Origin of the sequence: Embleya sp. NPDC127516, from assembly GCF_044765325.1 — a bacterium.
Lineage (GTDB): Bacteria > Actinomycetota > Actinomycetes > Streptomycetales > Streptomycetaceae > Embleya.
In genome coordinates, this window is the sequence record NZ_JBIWJT010000026.1 from 1 (window position 1) to 15,593 (window position 15,593).

Consider the following 15,593-nt stretch of genomic DNA (forward strand, 5'->3'; position numbering starts at 1 on the left):
TCACCCCAGGGACTGCGAGGGTCCCCGGTTCCGGCTTCTCGTCGCGACGACGGTGGTCACCCACCGTCACCGAAACGCGTCCCCGAATTCGGCGGAGGCGATCGTGTCGACCGGGTGGCCGACGTCGAGCCGATCGCCTGTCGCAGAACACTAGTCACAGGCGTGTCACGACCATCACCATTGGCCTCTGCATTGCCAAAACTTTACCAAGGTCACCGTTTCCTTCTCCCCGTATCACGGGAAAAGCGCCCGGATTCCCGAAAGTCGATCTTGAGCCGTTTGGCGCATATTGCCGGCGTATGACCAACCGGAAGGTCCCTTATCGGCCGCCGGCTAAGCTGCGACCCGCAACGACGACGGCGTCCCGGGCGCCGCGCGAGGAGCCGACGAGGAGTTGTACGACGTGGACGTTCTGCGGCAGATCCTGCTGGTCCTGCACATCGTGGGCATTGCGTCCCTGCTCGGCGGCTTCCTCACCCAGATGTCCGGGCTGCGCACCGGCGACGTGCGGATCGTGCCCGCGATGACGCACGGTGCGCTGACCATGCTCGTCACCGGTCTGGCGCTGGTCGGGGTGGTCCAGGCGGGCCTGGACCAGGACGTGGACAACGCCAAGATCGGCACCAAGCTGGTGATCCTGCTGGCGATCCTGCTGCTGGTCTGGGGCAATCGCGCCGCGGACCGGGTCTCCCCGAAGGTCCTCGGCGCGATCGGCCTGCTGACCGTGGCGAACATCGCCATCGCCGTCATGTGGACCTGAGCCGGCGCCGGGCCCGCCGGCTCACCGCCCGGGCGCGTCCTCGATCTCTCGCCGAATGCGCTAGGCGGTGTCCACCACCCGGAACACCTCGGCCATCCGCCCCGCGCCCAGACCGAACCGCAGGGCATTGCGGCCGAGCATCCCGGTGACCTCCTCGCGCAGCCCGGACAGATGACTCGTCTGACTCGCGTGCGACAACAGCGCCGCCATCTTGCGCTCGAACACCGCGCTCACCTCGACCGCGTGGTCCGGATCCCCCGTCGGCGACAACCACGTCTCCGGCACGGTCCACTCCCGCAGTCCCTCCGCGTCCAACAGCTCGGGGTGCGCGAAGGGGTTCCGGGCGTCCGGGTAGATCGCCCGCATCGCCGCCTCGCCCGCCTCCAGATGATCCGGATGGCTGGGCGCGAGCCGCGTCCAGTCCCGCTCGGGGCTGGGGATCACCATGCGCTGCGGCCGCACCTGCCGAATCACCCGGGTGATGTCGCGCCGCAGTTCGAGGGTCGCGGCCAACCGCCCGTCCGGGTAGCCGAGCCAGTGGAGCCGCTTCACCCCCACGTGCGCCGCCGCCGCGGTCTGCTCGGCCCGCCGGATCCCGCCGATCTCGGATCGCGGCACCGCCGGGTCGAAGCCGCCCGCGTCCCCGTCGGTGACCAGGCAATAGCTCACCTCGATGCCGGCCTCGGTCCAGGTCGCCACCGTCCCCGCCGCCCCGTAGTCGATGTCGTCCGGGTGCGCGGCCAACACCAGCACCCGTTCCACGTCACGATCGTCCAGCACGATGTACTCCCTTGATCGGATCGATCCCCGACCGGTGATCCACCGATCCCGATCGACGTGATGCCGGCGGCGAAAACCCGTCGTCGGCGCAATGATCTCCGCTCTGTACAAAGGGCCGAGCACGACTCGCTTGTTACCCACCTAGACTCGGGGAACGATGAGCAGCCTCTTCGACGACATCCCCCTGCCCGGTTTCGAGACCGCGGCCAAGAAGTCCCCCACGAGCCCCGCGGACGACATTCCGCTGCCGCCCGAGCCGGACGAGAACCACGTGTACGGCCTTCCGGAGGACTATCCGGACGACCTGTACGAAGGGCAGTACGCACCGCCGCCCGAACCGCGCGACACCTACTACCGCAACGGCGCGCCGCGCCCGGTCGTGGATCCGGCGCGGCTGCTGGACGGAATGAACCCGCAGCAGCGCGCCGCGGTCGTGCACGAGGGGTCCCCGCTGCTCATCGTGGCCGGCGCGGGCTCCGGCAAGACGCGCGTGCTGACCCACCGGATCGCGTATCTGCTCGCGGCCCGGGACGTGCACCCCGGCGAGATCCTGGCGATCACCTTCACCAACAAGGCCGCCGCCGAGATGCGCGAACGGGTCGAGGCGCTGGTCGGGCCGCGCACCCGGGCCATGTGGGTGTCCACGTTCCACTCGGCGTGCGTACGCATCCTGCGGCAGCAGTACAAGAAGCTCGGCATGAGCTCGTCGTTCTCCATCTACGACTCCGCCGACCAGCAGCGGCTGATGGCGATGGTCTGCCGCGACCTGGACCTGGACCCGAAGAAGTTCCCGCCGCGCAAGTTCAACGCCCAGGTCTCCAACCTCAAGAACGAGCTGGTCGACCACGAGGACTTCGCGGCGAAGGCGATCAACGAGACCGAGCGCATACTCGCTCAGGCGTACACGATGTACCAGGAGCGGCTGCGCCAGGCCAACGCGCTGGACTTCGACGACCTGATCATGACCACGGTGCATCTGCTCCAGGCGTTCCCGGACGTCGCGGAGCACTACCGGCGGCGTTTTCGACACGTGCTGGTCGACGAGTACCAGGACACCAACCACGCGCAGTACACGCTGGTGCGCGAACTGGTCGGCGGCGCGGCGGGCAGCGGCCCCCGGCGCACGGTCGACGGCGACCTGGTGAACCCTGCCGAGGCGGGCCTGGCCGAGATCGAACCGGCCGAGCTGTGCGTGGTGGGTGACGCGGACCAGTCGATCTACGCGTTCCGCGGCGCGACCATCCGCAACATCCTCGACTTCGAGGCCGACTACCCCGACGCCACGACGATCCTGCTGGAGCAGAACTACCGCTCGACGCAGACCATCCTCAGCGCGGCCAACGCGGTGATCGAGCGCAACAGCAATCGGCGCGCGAAGAACCTGTGGACGGACGCCGGCGAGGGCACCCCCATCGTCGGGTACGTCGCCGACGACGAGCACGACGAGGCCCAGTTCGTCGCGGACGAGGTGGACCGGCTCACCGACGCGGGCAAGACCAAGCCGGGCCAGGTCGCGGTGTTCTACCGGACCAACGCCCAGTCCCGCGTGTTCGAGGAAGTCTTCATCCGGGTCGGGCTGCCGTACAAGGTCGTCGGCGGTGTGCGCTTCTACGAGCGCCGCGAGGTCCGGGACGTGCTCGCCTACCTGCGGCTGCTGGCCAACCCGGACGACACCGTCTCGCTGCGGCGGATCCTGAACGTGCCCAAGCGCGGCATCGGCGACCGGGCCGAGGCGTGCCTGGAGGTGCTCGCCACCCGCGACCGGATCCCGTTCGCCCAGGCACTGCGCCGCGCCGAGGACGCGCCGGGCCTGGCCAAGCGGTCCGCCAACGCGGTCAAGGGCTTCGTGCAACTGCTCGACGACCTCACCGCGGTCGTGGACGGCGGCGCGGGCCCGGCGACCGTGCTGGAGGCGATCCTGGAACAGACCGGCTACCTGGCCGAGTTGCAGGCGTCCAGCGACCCGCAGGACGAGACCCGGATCGAGAACCTCCAGGAACTCGCGGCGGTGGCACTGGAGTTCGAACAAGCCCAGGCTCAGGAGGGTGGCTCCGGCACGTTGGCCGACTTCCTGGAGCGGGTCTCCCTGGTGGCGGACTCGGACCAGATCCCCACCGACGGCGAGGACGGCGGCGTGGTCACGCTGATGACCCTGCACACCGCCAAGGGCCTGGAGTTCCCCACGGTGTTCCTGACCGGTCTGGAGGACGGCGTCTTCCCGCACATGCGCTCGCTGGGCGACGCGAAGGAACTGGAGGAGGAGCGCCGACTGGCCTACGTCGGCATCACCCGCGCCCGGGAGCGGCTGCACGTCACGCTCGCGAAGATGCGCAGCGCGTGGGGCGCGCCGTCGTACAACCCGCCGTCGCGCTTCCTGGGCGAGTTGCCCGAGAAGCTGGTCGACTGGCGCGGTACGTCCCCGTCGGCGGCCAAGGCGCTGTCCGCGACCAAGTCGACGGTCGGCTCGCGCGGCGGCTTCGGCAAGGGCGCCCAGATCAAGGAGCGGCCGATCCTCGCGCTGTCCCCCGGCGACCGGGTCACCCACGACAAGTTCGGTCTGGGCACCGTGGTCTCCACCGCCGAGACCGGTGACAAGGCCAAGGCCACGATCGACTTCGGCGCGGGCGGCGAGAAGACCCTGCTGCTGCGCTACGCGCCGGTGCAGAAGTTGTAGCGCGCGAGCCTCCTGGCACGAACGCGGGCGGGCCGGGCCGCGTGCATCGGCCCGGCCCGCCCGCGTTCGTGCGAGGAACCGCCGGGGAGAGGGAGACGACCAGGCCTGTCCGGCGGATCTTGGTGGATCGGGCCGCCGGACAGGGCCTAGCCGGAGATCTGGATCTCGTAGGGCGCCGACTCCACACCGGAGGCGGACACCACGCACAACTCCACCCGGCCCGGGTCCACGTCGACCGGGACCGGGACCACCACGCACGCGTCGGAGGGGTTGGCGAAACCGGTGTCGGCCGGGATCAGCGGGGCGTGCACGTGCACCGCGCCGAACTTGACCACCACGCGTGCGAGCAGGTCCGCCTCGTGCGAGCCGCCCGCCGCGAGGTTGATCCCGCGCACCTCGATGTCGTCGCCCTGGCGCACCGCCGAGTCCAGGTCGCCGCGGGTGCGCACGCGGACCACGGACAGGATCACCGGGCGGTCGTTCTCGGCCAGCTTGCCCGCGAGGTAGGTGACCACCGAGACCAGGGCGAGCGCGACCAGCGTGGCGGGGATGTCCGGGAGCCGGTCCGGGTCGCGGGCCAGGCCGACCACGACGAAGCCCACCGCGACCAGGTTGACCAGGACGTACTGCGCGTCCACGAAGGAGGCCCGGCCCGCGTCGTCGGTCACCAGGTCGCGCAGCGAGGCCTGGTCGGCGCGCAACTTCTGGAGCACGCGTCGGCCGACCTTGTCGCCGACGATGCGGCGGACCGCCACCGCGGCGAGCAGCGGCGCCGCCACCAGGGTGATCTGGTCCAGCGCGATGTCGCCGAGCCGGTCCAGGAGCCGATCGCGATCGCCGGTCCCGGACGCGGAGGCGAGCCGCATGCCCAGGAAGGCGAAGCAGTACATCAGCGCCACCATCCACAGCGCGGCGACCGCCTTGGAGGTGGACAGACGGCCGTCCAGGCCCCGTACGGGCGCGAACACGCCGCCGCCCGCCCGGGCGGCCCACCCGACCACGCTGAGCACTCCGGCGACCACCACGGCGGCCACGATCCCGGCGGTGCGCGAGCCGGTCCAGCCGGCGCCGATCGCGGTGAGTGCCTGGACCAGGACCAGTACGGCGACCAGGAGCCACAACACGATCAGCGCGCGCCCGCCGAGAACTTGCAGCCAGGCGCGTCCCTGGGCCCGGCGTACTGCGGCCAACTCCTGCGCCTTGCCGCGCAGTTCGTCGGAGATCCACTGGCGCGCGCCGCCGTCGGAGTGGGCGACCGCCGAGGGCACACCCTCCTTGCGGGCCAGTGCCCGCCGCAACGTCTCGAAATCGGCGACGGTCCTGCGGTATTCCTCCCGGACCACGCAATGACAGTCCGGTCCGTGCACACCGACACCGTGCGCCACTTCGCCACGCCCTCCCCACCACCACATACGAACGTGCTCGTTCAGCGGCACATTGTGCCGCATCCGAGGGAGGTCGCACGGGCCCGGTCGGGTGATCGCACGGATTGTCGATCGAACATCCGACGCAACGTCAACTTCCGTGTCCCACAAGGCGTCCCGCCGGCTCGCCGAGAAGACCCGGGCAAGCCCCGGACGGACCGCCGGCCCCCGTCCGAAATCGGGCGGAGGCCGGCGAAAGCACGTGCGAGCGGGCGGGGACTACTCCCACTCGATGGTGCCCGGGGGCTTGCTGGTGACGTCCAGCGTGACCCGGTTGATCTCCCGGACCTCGTTGGTGATCCGGTTGGAGATCCGGGCCAGCAGGTCGTAGGGCAGCCGCGACCAGTCGGCCGTCATGGCGTCCTCGGAGGACACCGGGCGCAATACGATCGGGTGGCCGTAGGTACGGCCGTCGCCCTGCACGCCGACCGAGCGCACGTCCGCGAGCAGCACGACCGGGCACTGCCAGATCTCCCGATCCAGGCCCGCCCGGGACAACTCCTCACGAGCGATCGCGTCCGCCTCGCGCAGGATCTCCAGCCGGTCCGCGGTGACCTCGCCGATGATCCGGATGCCCAGACCGGGGCCCGGGAACGGCTGGCGCCAGACGATCTCGGACGGCAGGCCCAACTGCTCGCCGACCGCGCGCACCTCGTCCTTGAACAGCTTGCGCAGCGGCTCGATCAGCTTGAACTGGAGGTCCTCGGGCAGCCCGCCCACGTTGTGGTGCGACTTGATGTTCGCGGTGCCGGTGCCGCCGCCGGACTCGACCACGTCCGGATACAGCGTGCCCTGGACCAGGAACTCGACCTCCTCGCCGTGCGCGCCGGCCTCGGCGACCACCTCGGCCGCGGCCTGCTCGAACACACGGATGAACTCGCGCCCGATGATCTTCCGCTTCTCCTCGGGGTCGGTGACCCCGGCGAGCGCGGTCAGGAAGCGCTCCTGCGCGTTCACCACCTTGAGCGAGACGCCGGTGGCCGCCACGTAGTCGCGCTCGACCTGCTCGGGCTCGCCCTTGCGCAGCAGCCCGTGGTCCACGAACACACAGGTGAGCTTGTCGCCCACCGCGCGCTGCACGAGCGCCGCGGCGACCGCGGAGTCCACGCCGCCGGACAGGCCACAGATCACGTGCTTGTCGCCGACCGTCTCGCGGATCAGCTCGACCTGCTCCTCGACGATGTTGACCATCGTCCAGTTCGCCGAGAGCTTCGCGCCCACCTTCAGGAAGCGCTCCAGGATGGCCTGGCCGTGCTCGCTGTGCATCACCTCGGGGTGGTACTGCACGCCGTACAGCCGCGCCCCGTCGTTCTCGATCGCGGCGACCGGCGCACCCGCGCTGGTCGCGGTGACCGTGAAGCCCTCGGGCGCGCCGGAGACCGAGTCGCCGTGCGACATCCACACCGACAACGCGGTGGGCAGCCCGTCGAACAACGTGCCGGTCGTCCCGGTCACGGTCAGCGGCGTCGCGCCGAACTCGGCGAGACCGGTCTTCTCGACCACGCCGCCCAGCGACTGCGCCATGGCCTGGAAGCCGTAGCAGATGCCGAGCACCGGCACGCCGGCCTCGAACAGCGCCGGGTCGATGCTGGGCGCGTCGTCCGCGTACACCGAGGAGGGGCCGCCGGACAGGATGATCGCGGCCGGCCGCTTCGCGAGCATCTCCGCGACGGGCATGCTGTGCGGCACGATCTCGCTGTACACGCGGGCCTCGCGCACCCGGCGGGCGATGAGCTGGGCGTACTGGGCACCGAAGTCGACGACGAGGACGGTCTCGGTGCCGCCCCCGTCCGGGCTGGCAAAGGTCACGAGGGGCCTTCCGGCGAAGCGAAAAAAGGGGTGGACGCCGATTCTACCGGCGCCGCCCGGGTGACCCCGGCTGGTGTCCGCGCCGGCGGGCCCGGCATACTGACGGCCATGTCCTCGTTCGGCGTGACGCGCAGCTTTACCTATGGCACCGGGATCCCCGGCGCCGCCGTCACCGCCTGAACGAGTACAGCCACAGGCAGACGAAGACGCCCCGGGTCCGGTACCCGGGGCGTCTTCGCGTTCACCGCCGCCGCCCCGGAGCACGGACCCCCTCCGGAGAGCAGGCCATCGATGGCAGACACCACCACCACGAACCCGCAGTCCCCCGACGACGTGATCGGCGCGGGGCGGGCCCGGATCGACGATCTCGACCGGCGGATCATCGCGCTGATCACCGAGCGGGTGGACGCCTCGGCGGAGATCCAGCGGGTCCGTGTCGCGTCCGGCGGGAATCGGGTGCAGTTGTCCCGCGAGATGGAGGTGATCGCCCGCTACCGCGAGGGCTTGGGCAAGCCGGGCACGACCGTGGCGCTGACGCTTTTGGAGCTGTGTCGGGGTCGGGTCCGGCCGCAGGCGTAACCTCACCGCGCCGGCCGTCGTTGTGACTGATGGCCGGCCCGCTTGATGCGCGGGCCGGGCAACGCAGGACCGCCGACGCGATGAGGCGCGCTCAACCAGTGCGCCGTGGGACCTCGCGTCGGTGCCGTGACCGGGACGCAGGGGACAGCAACCGGTCACAACCCCGCCGGTGGCCGGTGTCGGGGACGCTCGACACCGGCCGCCGCGCCTTGGGCCGATCCGCGGATCTGCCCGAACGCGCCGCGCTTCGGCATGCCTCATTCACCGCAAAGCGGATCTTTCACGCCATAGCCGCCGGCAGCGCCAAGAGTAGCGGGATTCCCGTCTCGGTTCGGCGGTTCCGCGGAACCGCCGAACCGAGACGGAGACGTCCGGTTAGCGCAAATGATGATCATTAACCGGTCGATAGATGTCATTTTGTCCCGACTTTCCGGCGCCCATTCCGGGCTCCCCCGGCGATCGGAATTCACCCTTGTGCACCCGCACGCCCCGCGAGCCGCGCACCGCGCCGGCGCGCACCGCACCGCGCGCGGCCGCACCGGCAGAGCGTCGGCGCGCACCCGGGGTCGACGCGCGCGGGGTCGGTCGGCGCACGCGGCGGGTCAGCGCACCCGGAGGGTCTTCATGATCCGCAACGACAGGGTCAGCGAGCGGGCCCACTGCTCGTCGCTCATGCCGAAGGGCGCGGCGATCGGAAGCAGCCGCTGGGTGGCCACGGTCTGCGCCTCGGTGAACTTCATGATCCCCTCGGCGCCGTGCCGTCGGCCGAGGCCGGAGTCGCCCATGCCGCCCATCGGCGCGCCCGCGCTGCCGTACGCCGCCGCGTAACCCTCGTTGACGTTGACCGTGCCCGCGCGCAGCCGCCGCGCGAGCGCACCGCCGCGCCGGGTGTCGCGCGTCCACACACTCGCGTTGAGCCCGTACGCGGTCTCGTTGGCGCGGGTGACGACGTCCTCCTCCTCGGTGAACGCGTACACGGACACCACCGGCCCGAACGTCTCCTCGGCGCACACCGCCATCTCGGGCGTGACGTCGGCGAGCACCGTCGGCTCGTAGAACAGCGGACCCAGGTCCGGTCGCGCGGTGCCGCCGATCAGCACCCGCGCGCCCGCCTCCCGGGCCTCGTCCACGTGCCTGCTCACCGCGTGCAACTGACGGCGGGAGACCAACGAGCCCATGTCGGTGTCCCACGAGAAGCCGGCCGCGAGCCGCATGGTCTGGATCCGGGCCAGGAAGCGGTCCAGGAACGCGTCGTGGATGTCGGCGTGCACGTACATCCGCTCGATCGAGATGCACAGTTGTCCGGCGGAGGAGAAGCACGCGCGCACCGCGCCCTCGGCGGCCCGGTCCAGGTCCGCGTCCGGCAGCACGATCATCGCGTTCTTGCCGCCCAACTCCAGCGACGCGCCGACCAGGCGTGCGGCGGCCCGCTGCGCCACCTCGCGGCCGGTGCGGGTGGAGCCGGTGAAGCCGACGTAGTCCGCGCCCTCGACCACGGCGGTGCCCACCACCGGGCCGTCGCCGAGCACGATCTGCCACAGGTCCTCGGGCAGGCCGCACTCGATCAGCACGTCCTGGGCCCACAACGCGGTCAAGGCGGTCTGCGTGTCCGGCTTCATCACCACCGCGTTGCCCGCGACGAAGGCCGGGATCGCGTCGCCGATGGACAGCGCCAGCGGGTAGTTCCACGGCGAGACCAGGCCGACCACACCCTTGGGGTGACGCACCTCGATCGCCTTCGTCAGCACCGGCAGCGCACCGGCCCGGCGGCGCTCGCGCAGGTAGCCCGCGGCGCGCCGGCCGTAGTGCCGTGAGCACAGCGCGACGTCCAGGACCTCCTCGAACGCGTGCTTGCGCGCCTTGCCGGTCTCGGTCTGGATGATGTCCAGGATCTCCGACTGACGCTCCAGGACCTTGTCGTGGAACCGCAGGAACACCGCCGTGCGCTCACGCACCGAACGTTTGGCCCACGCGGTCTGCGCGAGCCGCGCGCGGGCGAACGCGGAGGTCACGTTCTCCGGGGTGGACTCCGGGAGTTCGGCGATCGGCGAGCCGTCGAACGGACTGCGGGTGGTCACCATCGTCGGCACGGGGCCGGTCACGACGCGACGGGCGAGCCGCTCGGCGGGCAGGCTCGGCAGGTCGATGGGTGCTGCTGCGGGCGCGGGCGCTGCGATGTCCGTCATGCCGTCCAGCCTAGACAGCACTACTTGGCGGTAACAAGGACCGTCCGGTGCGCGGCGGGCACGGCACGTCCGTGCCCGCCGGATCGACCGGCCGGCGCCGCTCAGTCCGTGTCGAGATCGGCCAGCGCCGACTCGATGGTGCGGTGGTAGGTCGGATAGGCGTACATCATGTCCCGCAGCGTGGCCACCGGCACCGCCGCGCGGACGGCGACCACGAGCGCGCCCAGGATCTCGCCGCCGGCCGGGCCCACGGCCGTCGCGCCGACCAGCACACCCCGGTCGACGTCCTCGATCACCTTCACGAAACCGCGCGCGCCGGTGATGTGGCCACGCGAGGAGGCGGCCAGGTCGGCGAGGCCGATTCGCACGGTGAGTCCGGCGGCCCGGGCCTGATGCTCGGTCAGACCCACCGCGCCGATCTCCGGGTCGACGAACGTCACCCGCGGCAGCGCGCTGTGGTCCGCGTCCGGGCCCGCCTCGCCGCGACCGATCGTGTGCAGGACCGCCTTGGTCACGATGGCCGACTGGTACATCGCCACGTGGGTGAACGCGCCCTGCCCGGTGACGTCGCCGACCGCCCACACCGCCGGCGGCTCACCACCGGGCCGCACCCGCAACTGCCCGTCCACCGGCAGCGCGTGCGCGTGCGGGTCGACGCCGAGCGCCTCGGCGCCGAGTGCCGCCATGTCCACCCGCCGGCCCGTGGCCACAAGCAGTTTCTCCGCCTCGATCGAGCGCCCGTCGGACAACGAGAGGGTGAACGCCTTGCCGTCGTACGCGACCCGCTCGGCCCGCACGCCGAGGTGGATCCGCACACCGTCCTCGCCCAGCGCCCACGCGGCCATTTCCGAGGACTCGGGGTCCTCGACCGCCAGCACCCGTTCGCCGTTCTCCACGATCGTCACGTCGGTGCCGAACCGGGCGAACACCTGGGCGAGTTCCAGACCGATAGCGCCACCGCCGAGCACCGCGAGCGAGCGCGGCGCCTCGTCGGCCTCGATCGCCTCGCGGTTGGTCCACAGCGGGGTGCCCGCGAGGCCCTCGATCGGCGGCACGAACGCCTTGGTGCCGGTGCCGACCACGATCGCGTGCCGGGCCCGGAATCGCCGCACGACGCCGTCCGCGTCGGTCGCCTCGACCGTGTCCACGTCGGTGATCCGACCGGCGCCCCGAACGAACGTCATGCCCTTGTCGACCAGTCGGTCCACCGCCGCCCGGTCGTTCCAGTCGGCGGTCAACTCGCGCACCCGCGCGGCGACCTTCGACCAGTCGGGATGCTCCTGATGCCGAGCCTCGCCGGCCGCGTGCACCATCGCCTTGGACGGGATGCACCCCCAGTACGGACACTCGCCGCCGACCAGGCCGTCCTCGATGCCCACGACCTCCAACCCGGCCGAGGCCAGGTTGCCGGCGACGGCCTCACCGCCCACGCCGAGACCGAGGACGATCACGTCGACGTCGAGGAGTGCGGAAGCTTCGGGGCGCTGCGTGGTCACTTGCGTACCTCCGGGGATGGCTGGACTCCCCCGGACCGTACCCCGGGGCTCGGCCCGAACTCACGCGTCAGCGGCCCTGAAAGGACTCCGTCATCTTGTCGAACCGGTCCCGCGAGACCGAGTCCCAGTTCGACTCGTACGACGCCACGTACAACGCGTAGTCCGTGTTGCCGTTCGTCACGATGCCCAGATTCATCGCGTGACTGGGCACCCGCTTCGTGGTGTCCTCACCGATCGGGTCGCCCTGCCACGTGTACTCCCACAGCGCCGCCTTGCGCGAGCCGGGCGGAACGGGGGTGAAGTCCCGCAGTTGCAGCCGGTTGTACGCGGTCCGCTTCTGCGCGCCCGGCTCGACGACCGTCTCGAAGTTCCCCTTGGGATCGTTGCCCACCGGGGTCGCGCCGATCAGGTAGACCGTCTTCTTGTCCGCCGTCAGGTACTTGATCTGGTCGCGGTTGACGCCGGTCAGACTGCGAGTCACGCCCGGGGGCATGAACAGCGAGAACCCGAGCGGGTCGCGGACCAGTTCGTAGCCGGCGGGCGGGTTGGCCGGTCGGCCGGAGACGGTCGGGGGAGGCGTCGTCGGGGCGGTGCTGCCCGGTGGTGTGGTGTTCGGTGCGCTGCTCCCCGTCGGCCCCGGGGTGTCCACGCCCGACGAAGCCGGGTTCGACCCCGCCTTGTCGCCGTCGTCCTTGTCCTTGGTGACCACGAGGCCCACCACGACACCGCCCACGATCAGCGCCACCACGAGCGCGACGACCGCCACGACACGTCCTCTGCCGCCACGACGCGGCTCCGGCGTCGGGCGGTACGGCTCCGGCGGGGTCGGCGGCCGGTGCGGCGGGCCGCCGACCGGCGGCCCGGTCCGGGTCGACGACATCCCCGCGTCGGCGGGCGAGTGCGCCGGTTGCGACCACGCCGTGGGCGGCGTGTTGCCGTCGGGGTGCCCGCTTGCGCCACTGTCGGAGCCGGGCTGCGCGTGCCGGTGCGGGTCGTACGCCCCGACCGGGGTGGTCGGGGTCTGCGGTGCGGGACTGTGCGTGGGCGGCGGAGGGACCGCGTCGAATTGCCGCGACGGCGTCGAGTTCGCCACGTCGCGCAGGATCCGGGCCCCCTCCTCGACCCCCATCCGCAGGTCCGGGTCCTTGATCAGCCAGCCGTCGATCACCGGTTCGAGCCCGCCCGCGTGCCGGGGCGGGTCCGCCTGATCGGTCAGGATCGCGTTCAGCGTGCTGATCATCGTGCCCCGGCGGAACGGGTTCCGGCCCTCCACCGCCATGTAGAGCACGACCGCCAGCGACCACAGGTCGGCGGCGAGCAGGGGACGCTTGCCCTCGGCCCGCTCGGGCGCCAGGAAGTCCGGCGAACCGACCAGCATGCCGGTCGTGGTGAGCGTCGCGGTGCCGGTCGCGGTGGCGATCCCGAAGTCGGTGAGCACGACCCGACCGTGCGGGGTGACCAGGATGTTCGCGGGTTTGACGTCGCGGTGCAGCACGCCCTTGTCGTCGGCGGCGAGCAGCGCGTCGAGCACCTTGATGCCGAGTTCGGCGGCGTCCGCCGGGGTCAGCGTGCCCTGCGTCTCCAGGATCTCGGCCAGCGACTGGGCCTCGACCAGCTCCATCACGATCCACGGGACGCCGCCGTCCTCGACCACGTCGTGGATGGTGACCACGTTGGGATGACCGATCCGGGCGGCCGAACGGGCCTCGCGCAGCGTGCGTTCGCGGGCGAGCTCCTTCTCCTCGTCGTCGAGGTGGTCGGGCAGTCGCAACTCCTTGATCGCGACGTCACGGTGCAGCATCTCGTCGACGGCACGCCATACCGTGCCCATGCCGCCTCGGCCGAGCATGGTGCCCAACCGGTAGCGCCCGCCGACGATCCGGCCGCGCGTGCCCCCGGTCTGTGCCACGTACCCTCCCCGCGTCAGCCGACTGTCCCGCCGGCCATCTCCAGACTAGAACCCGTCACATTAGGTGCGACCCCGGGATCGGCGGGAGGATGCGAGCCTCGGGCGCGTCGACCGCCCATGGAGGGTGTCTTCGGTCCCTTGTCGGGCGACCGAGGACACGCCCTCGACCGGGCGTGCGATCGGGGATCGCCGGCACACCCTACGGCGTGCCGGCCGACCGCGATCAGTTCGCCGCCGTCGCGCCGCCCTGGTTCTGCGGTGCGCCGCTCGCCCCGCCGCCGCCCTTCGACGGGTCGATCGGCGGGCGCGTGGTCACCGGAGCCGTGGTGCGCGGCGGGGTCGTGGTCGGCGGGCGCGAGGTGGGCGGGCGCGACGTGGACGGGTGGCCCGTGTTCGAGGTGGTGGGCCGAGAGGTGCGGGTCGACCCGCCGCCCTGGCTGCTGTTGCCCGAGGTGCCGGCGCCGCCGCTCTGTCCGGTGCCGGCCGAACTGCCCGTGGCGCGCAGCACGTCGCCGCGGTCGCCGGTGCCCTGCGGGTTCGCCGCCGCCGAGGCGCCCTGCGACGAGCCGCCCTCTCGGGGCGCGTCGGAGCCGCCGCCGTTGCCGCCGCCCTGTCCGCCCATCGCGGCCGGCACCCAGATCGCCAGCGCGGTCACCGCCGCGGCGACCATGCCACCGAGGAGGATGGTCTTACGCCGCTTCTTGGCCGCGCGGTCGCCGGGGGCCGCGGGACCCGCCGCCGGGCCGATCAGCACCGGGTTGGGCCGGTCGTCGGCGGTCTCGGACCCGTGGACCGCGTCGGCGGGCGAATAGGCGTGCGACCCGGTCAGCGGATACCCGCCCGTCGCACCGTCCGGATCGGCCCGGCTCACCGCGCCGAACGGCGGCGCCGGGCTCACCGGCGGCTCCTGCTGCCAGATCGGCGGCGTCTGCGGGGTCTCCTGCGACTGCGGGGCCTGCTGCCAGGACGACTGGGTCACGCCCCGCACACCGCCCGGGTCCTCCACCGTCGCCGTCCCCGGCGGGATCGGCTCCGCGCTCGGCTCCTGGGGGGCGGGCGCGCCGCCGCTGACCATCGCGGCCATCAGCAGACGCTCGGTGTCGTCCTCGTCGGCCCGCTCCAGCGGATCCTTGCGCAGCAACGCCTCGATCGCCGGCCACAGCGCGCCGGACTGGCGCGGCGGCGCGGGCTCGTCGGTGAGCACGGCGCTGAGCGTGTCCATCGCGCCGGTGCGCCGGAACGGCGAGAAACCCTCCACCGCCTGATACAGCGTCACCCCGAGCGACCACAGGTCCGAGGCCGGACCGGGCCGGCGCCCGAGCACGCGTTCGGGCGCGAGGTATTCGGGCGAGCCGACCAGCATCCCGGTCGCGGTGAGCGTCACCGAGCCGGCCACGGTGGCGATGCCGAAGTCGGTCAGCACGATCCGACCGCCGGGCGCCATCAGGATGTTGCTGGGCTTGACGTCCCGGTGCAGCACGTCGGCGGCGCGCGCGGCGCGCAGCGCGGCGAGCACGGCCAAGCCGACCTCGGCCGCCTCGTGCGGGGCCATCCGGCCCTCTTCCAGCACGTCGGTGAGGGAGGGGGCGCGGACCAGCTCCATCACGATCCACGGACGCCCGTCGTCCTCGGCGACGTCGAAGATCGTGACCACGTTGGGGTGGGTGATCCGGGCCGCCGCGCGGGCCTCGCGCAGCGCGCGCTCGCAGCGCCCCTGGGTCTCCATCTCGTCCAGGTCGTCCGGTATCCGGACCTCCTTGACCGCGACGTCCCGGCGCAAGAGCTCGTCGAAGGCGAGCCAGACCGTGCCCATCCCGCCGCGTCCGAGCGGTTCGCCCAACCGATAGCGCCCATCCACCAGGCGGCCGTGCGAGCCGCTGTCGTGTGCCACGTGGTCCTCCCCAAGACCGTGGACACCACCGATCCGCCCCGTCGGCGCGTCACTGGCGTCACGGGTAAGACGTCCGGTGTGCTCC

General features: G+C 71.8%; 10 protein-coding genes. 3 read left to right on the forward strand and 7 right to left on the reverse strand.

Translation table 11 applies throughout. The annotated features are described in order from the left end of the window. Positions 1–403: 403 nt before the first annotated feature. Complete coding sequence (locus tag ACIRL2_RS36930) at positions 404–760, forward strand: hypothetical protein (RefSeq protein WP_395869993.1); 357 nt, start codon at positions 404–406, stop codon at positions 758–760. Positions 761–820: 60 nt separating this feature from the next. Here the strand turns inward: ACIRL2_RS36930 and ACIRL2_RS36935 are convergent, their stop codons facing one another. Beyond that, positions 821–1,540: a PIG-L deacetylase family protein gene (locus ACIRL2_RS36935; RefSeq protein ID WP_395869995.1), complete on the reverse strand. Its 720-nt coding sequence runs from the start codon at positions 1,538–1,540 to the stop codon at positions 821–823. Between the two features lie 157 nt (positions 1,541–1,697). Here ACIRL2_RS36935 and pcrA point away from each other — a divergent pair, with 157 nt between their 5' ends. Further along, positions 1,698–4,214, forward strand: a complete 2,517-nt coding sequence (gene pcrA / locus ACIRL2_RS36940; protein ID WP_402238207.1) for a DNA helicase PcrA — start codon at positions 1,698–1,700, stop codon at positions 4,212–4,214. A gap of 146 nt (positions 4,215–4,360) precedes the next feature. On the opposite strand, the gene ACIRL2_RS36945 is transcribed toward pcrA, so the two are convergent. Both ACIRL2_RS36945 and guaA read right to left on the reverse strand, forming a co-directional pair. Beyond that, positions 4,361–5,557 (reverse strand): hypothetical protein, encoded by a 1,197-nt coding sequence (locus ACIRL2_RS36945; protein ID WP_402238209.1) that lies wholly within the window; start codon positions 5,555–5,557, stop codon positions 4,361–4,363. Positions 5,558–5,857: 300 nt separating this feature from the next. After that, on the reverse strand, positions 5,858–7,447 hold the full coding sequence (gene guaA / locus ACIRL2_RS36950) for a glutamine-hydrolyzing GMP synthase (protein WP_395871604.1): 1,590 nt from the start codon (positions 7,445–7,447) through the stop codon (positions 5,858–5,860). A gap of 291 nt (positions 7,448–7,738) precedes the next feature. Here guaA and ACIRL2_RS36955 point away from each other — a divergent pair, with 291 nt between their 5' ends. Next, positions 7,739–8,026 (forward strand): chorismate mutase, encoded by a 288-nt coding sequence (locus ACIRL2_RS36955; protein ID WP_395871606.1) that lies wholly within the window; start codon positions 7,739–7,741, stop codon positions 8,024–8,026. Positions 8,027–8,628: 602 nt separating this feature from the next. On the opposite strand, the gene ACIRL2_RS36960 is transcribed toward ACIRL2_RS36955, so the two are convergent. The 4 genes from ACIRL2_RS36960 to ACIRL2_RS36975 all read right to left on the reverse strand — a co-directional run bounded on the left by ACIRL2_RS36960 (position 8,629) and on the right by ACIRL2_RS36975 (position 15,508). Continuing rightward, a complete protein-coding gene (locus tag ACIRL2_RS36960) occupies positions 8,629–10,212 on the reverse strand; it encodes a succinic semialdehyde dehydrogenase (RefSeq protein WP_402238211.1) in 1,584 nt (527 codons plus the stop codon). A gap of 101 nt (positions 10,213–10,313) precedes the next feature. Further along, a complete protein-coding gene (locus ACIRL2_RS36965; RefSeq protein ID WP_395871610.1) occupies positions 10,314–11,708 on the reverse strand; it encodes a dihydrolipoyl dehydrogenase family protein in 1,395 nt (464 codons plus the stop codon). A gap of 67 nt (positions 11,709–11,775) precedes the next feature. Beyond that, positions 11,776–13,617 (reverse strand): serine/threonine-protein kinase, encoded by a 1,842-nt coding sequence (locus ACIRL2_RS36970; RefSeq protein WP_395871613.1) that lies wholly within the window; start codon positions 13,615–13,617, stop codon positions 11,776–11,778. Positions 13,618–13,840: 223 nt separating this feature from the next. Next, positions 13,841–15,508, reverse strand: a complete 1,668-nt coding sequence (locus tag ACIRL2_RS36975) for a protein kinase (protein ID WP_402238215.1) — start codon at positions 15,506–15,508, stop codon at positions 13,841–13,843. Positions 15,509–15,593 lie beyond the last annotated feature (85 nt).

Excerpts from the sequence above, each read along its gene's own strand:
- ACIRL2_RS36955 (WP_395871606.1), top strand. The coding sequence starts at position 7,739 with ATGGCAGACACCACCACCACGAACCCGCAGTCCCCCGACGACGTGATC.
- pcrA (WP_402238207.1), top strand. The coding sequence starts at position 1,698 with ATGAGCAGCCTCTTCGACGACATCCCCCTGCCCGGTTTCGAGACCGCG.
- ACIRL2_RS36960 (WP_402238211.1), bottom strand. The coding sequence starts at position 10,212 with ATGACGGACATCGCAGCGCCCGCGCCCGCAGCAGCACCCATCGACCTG.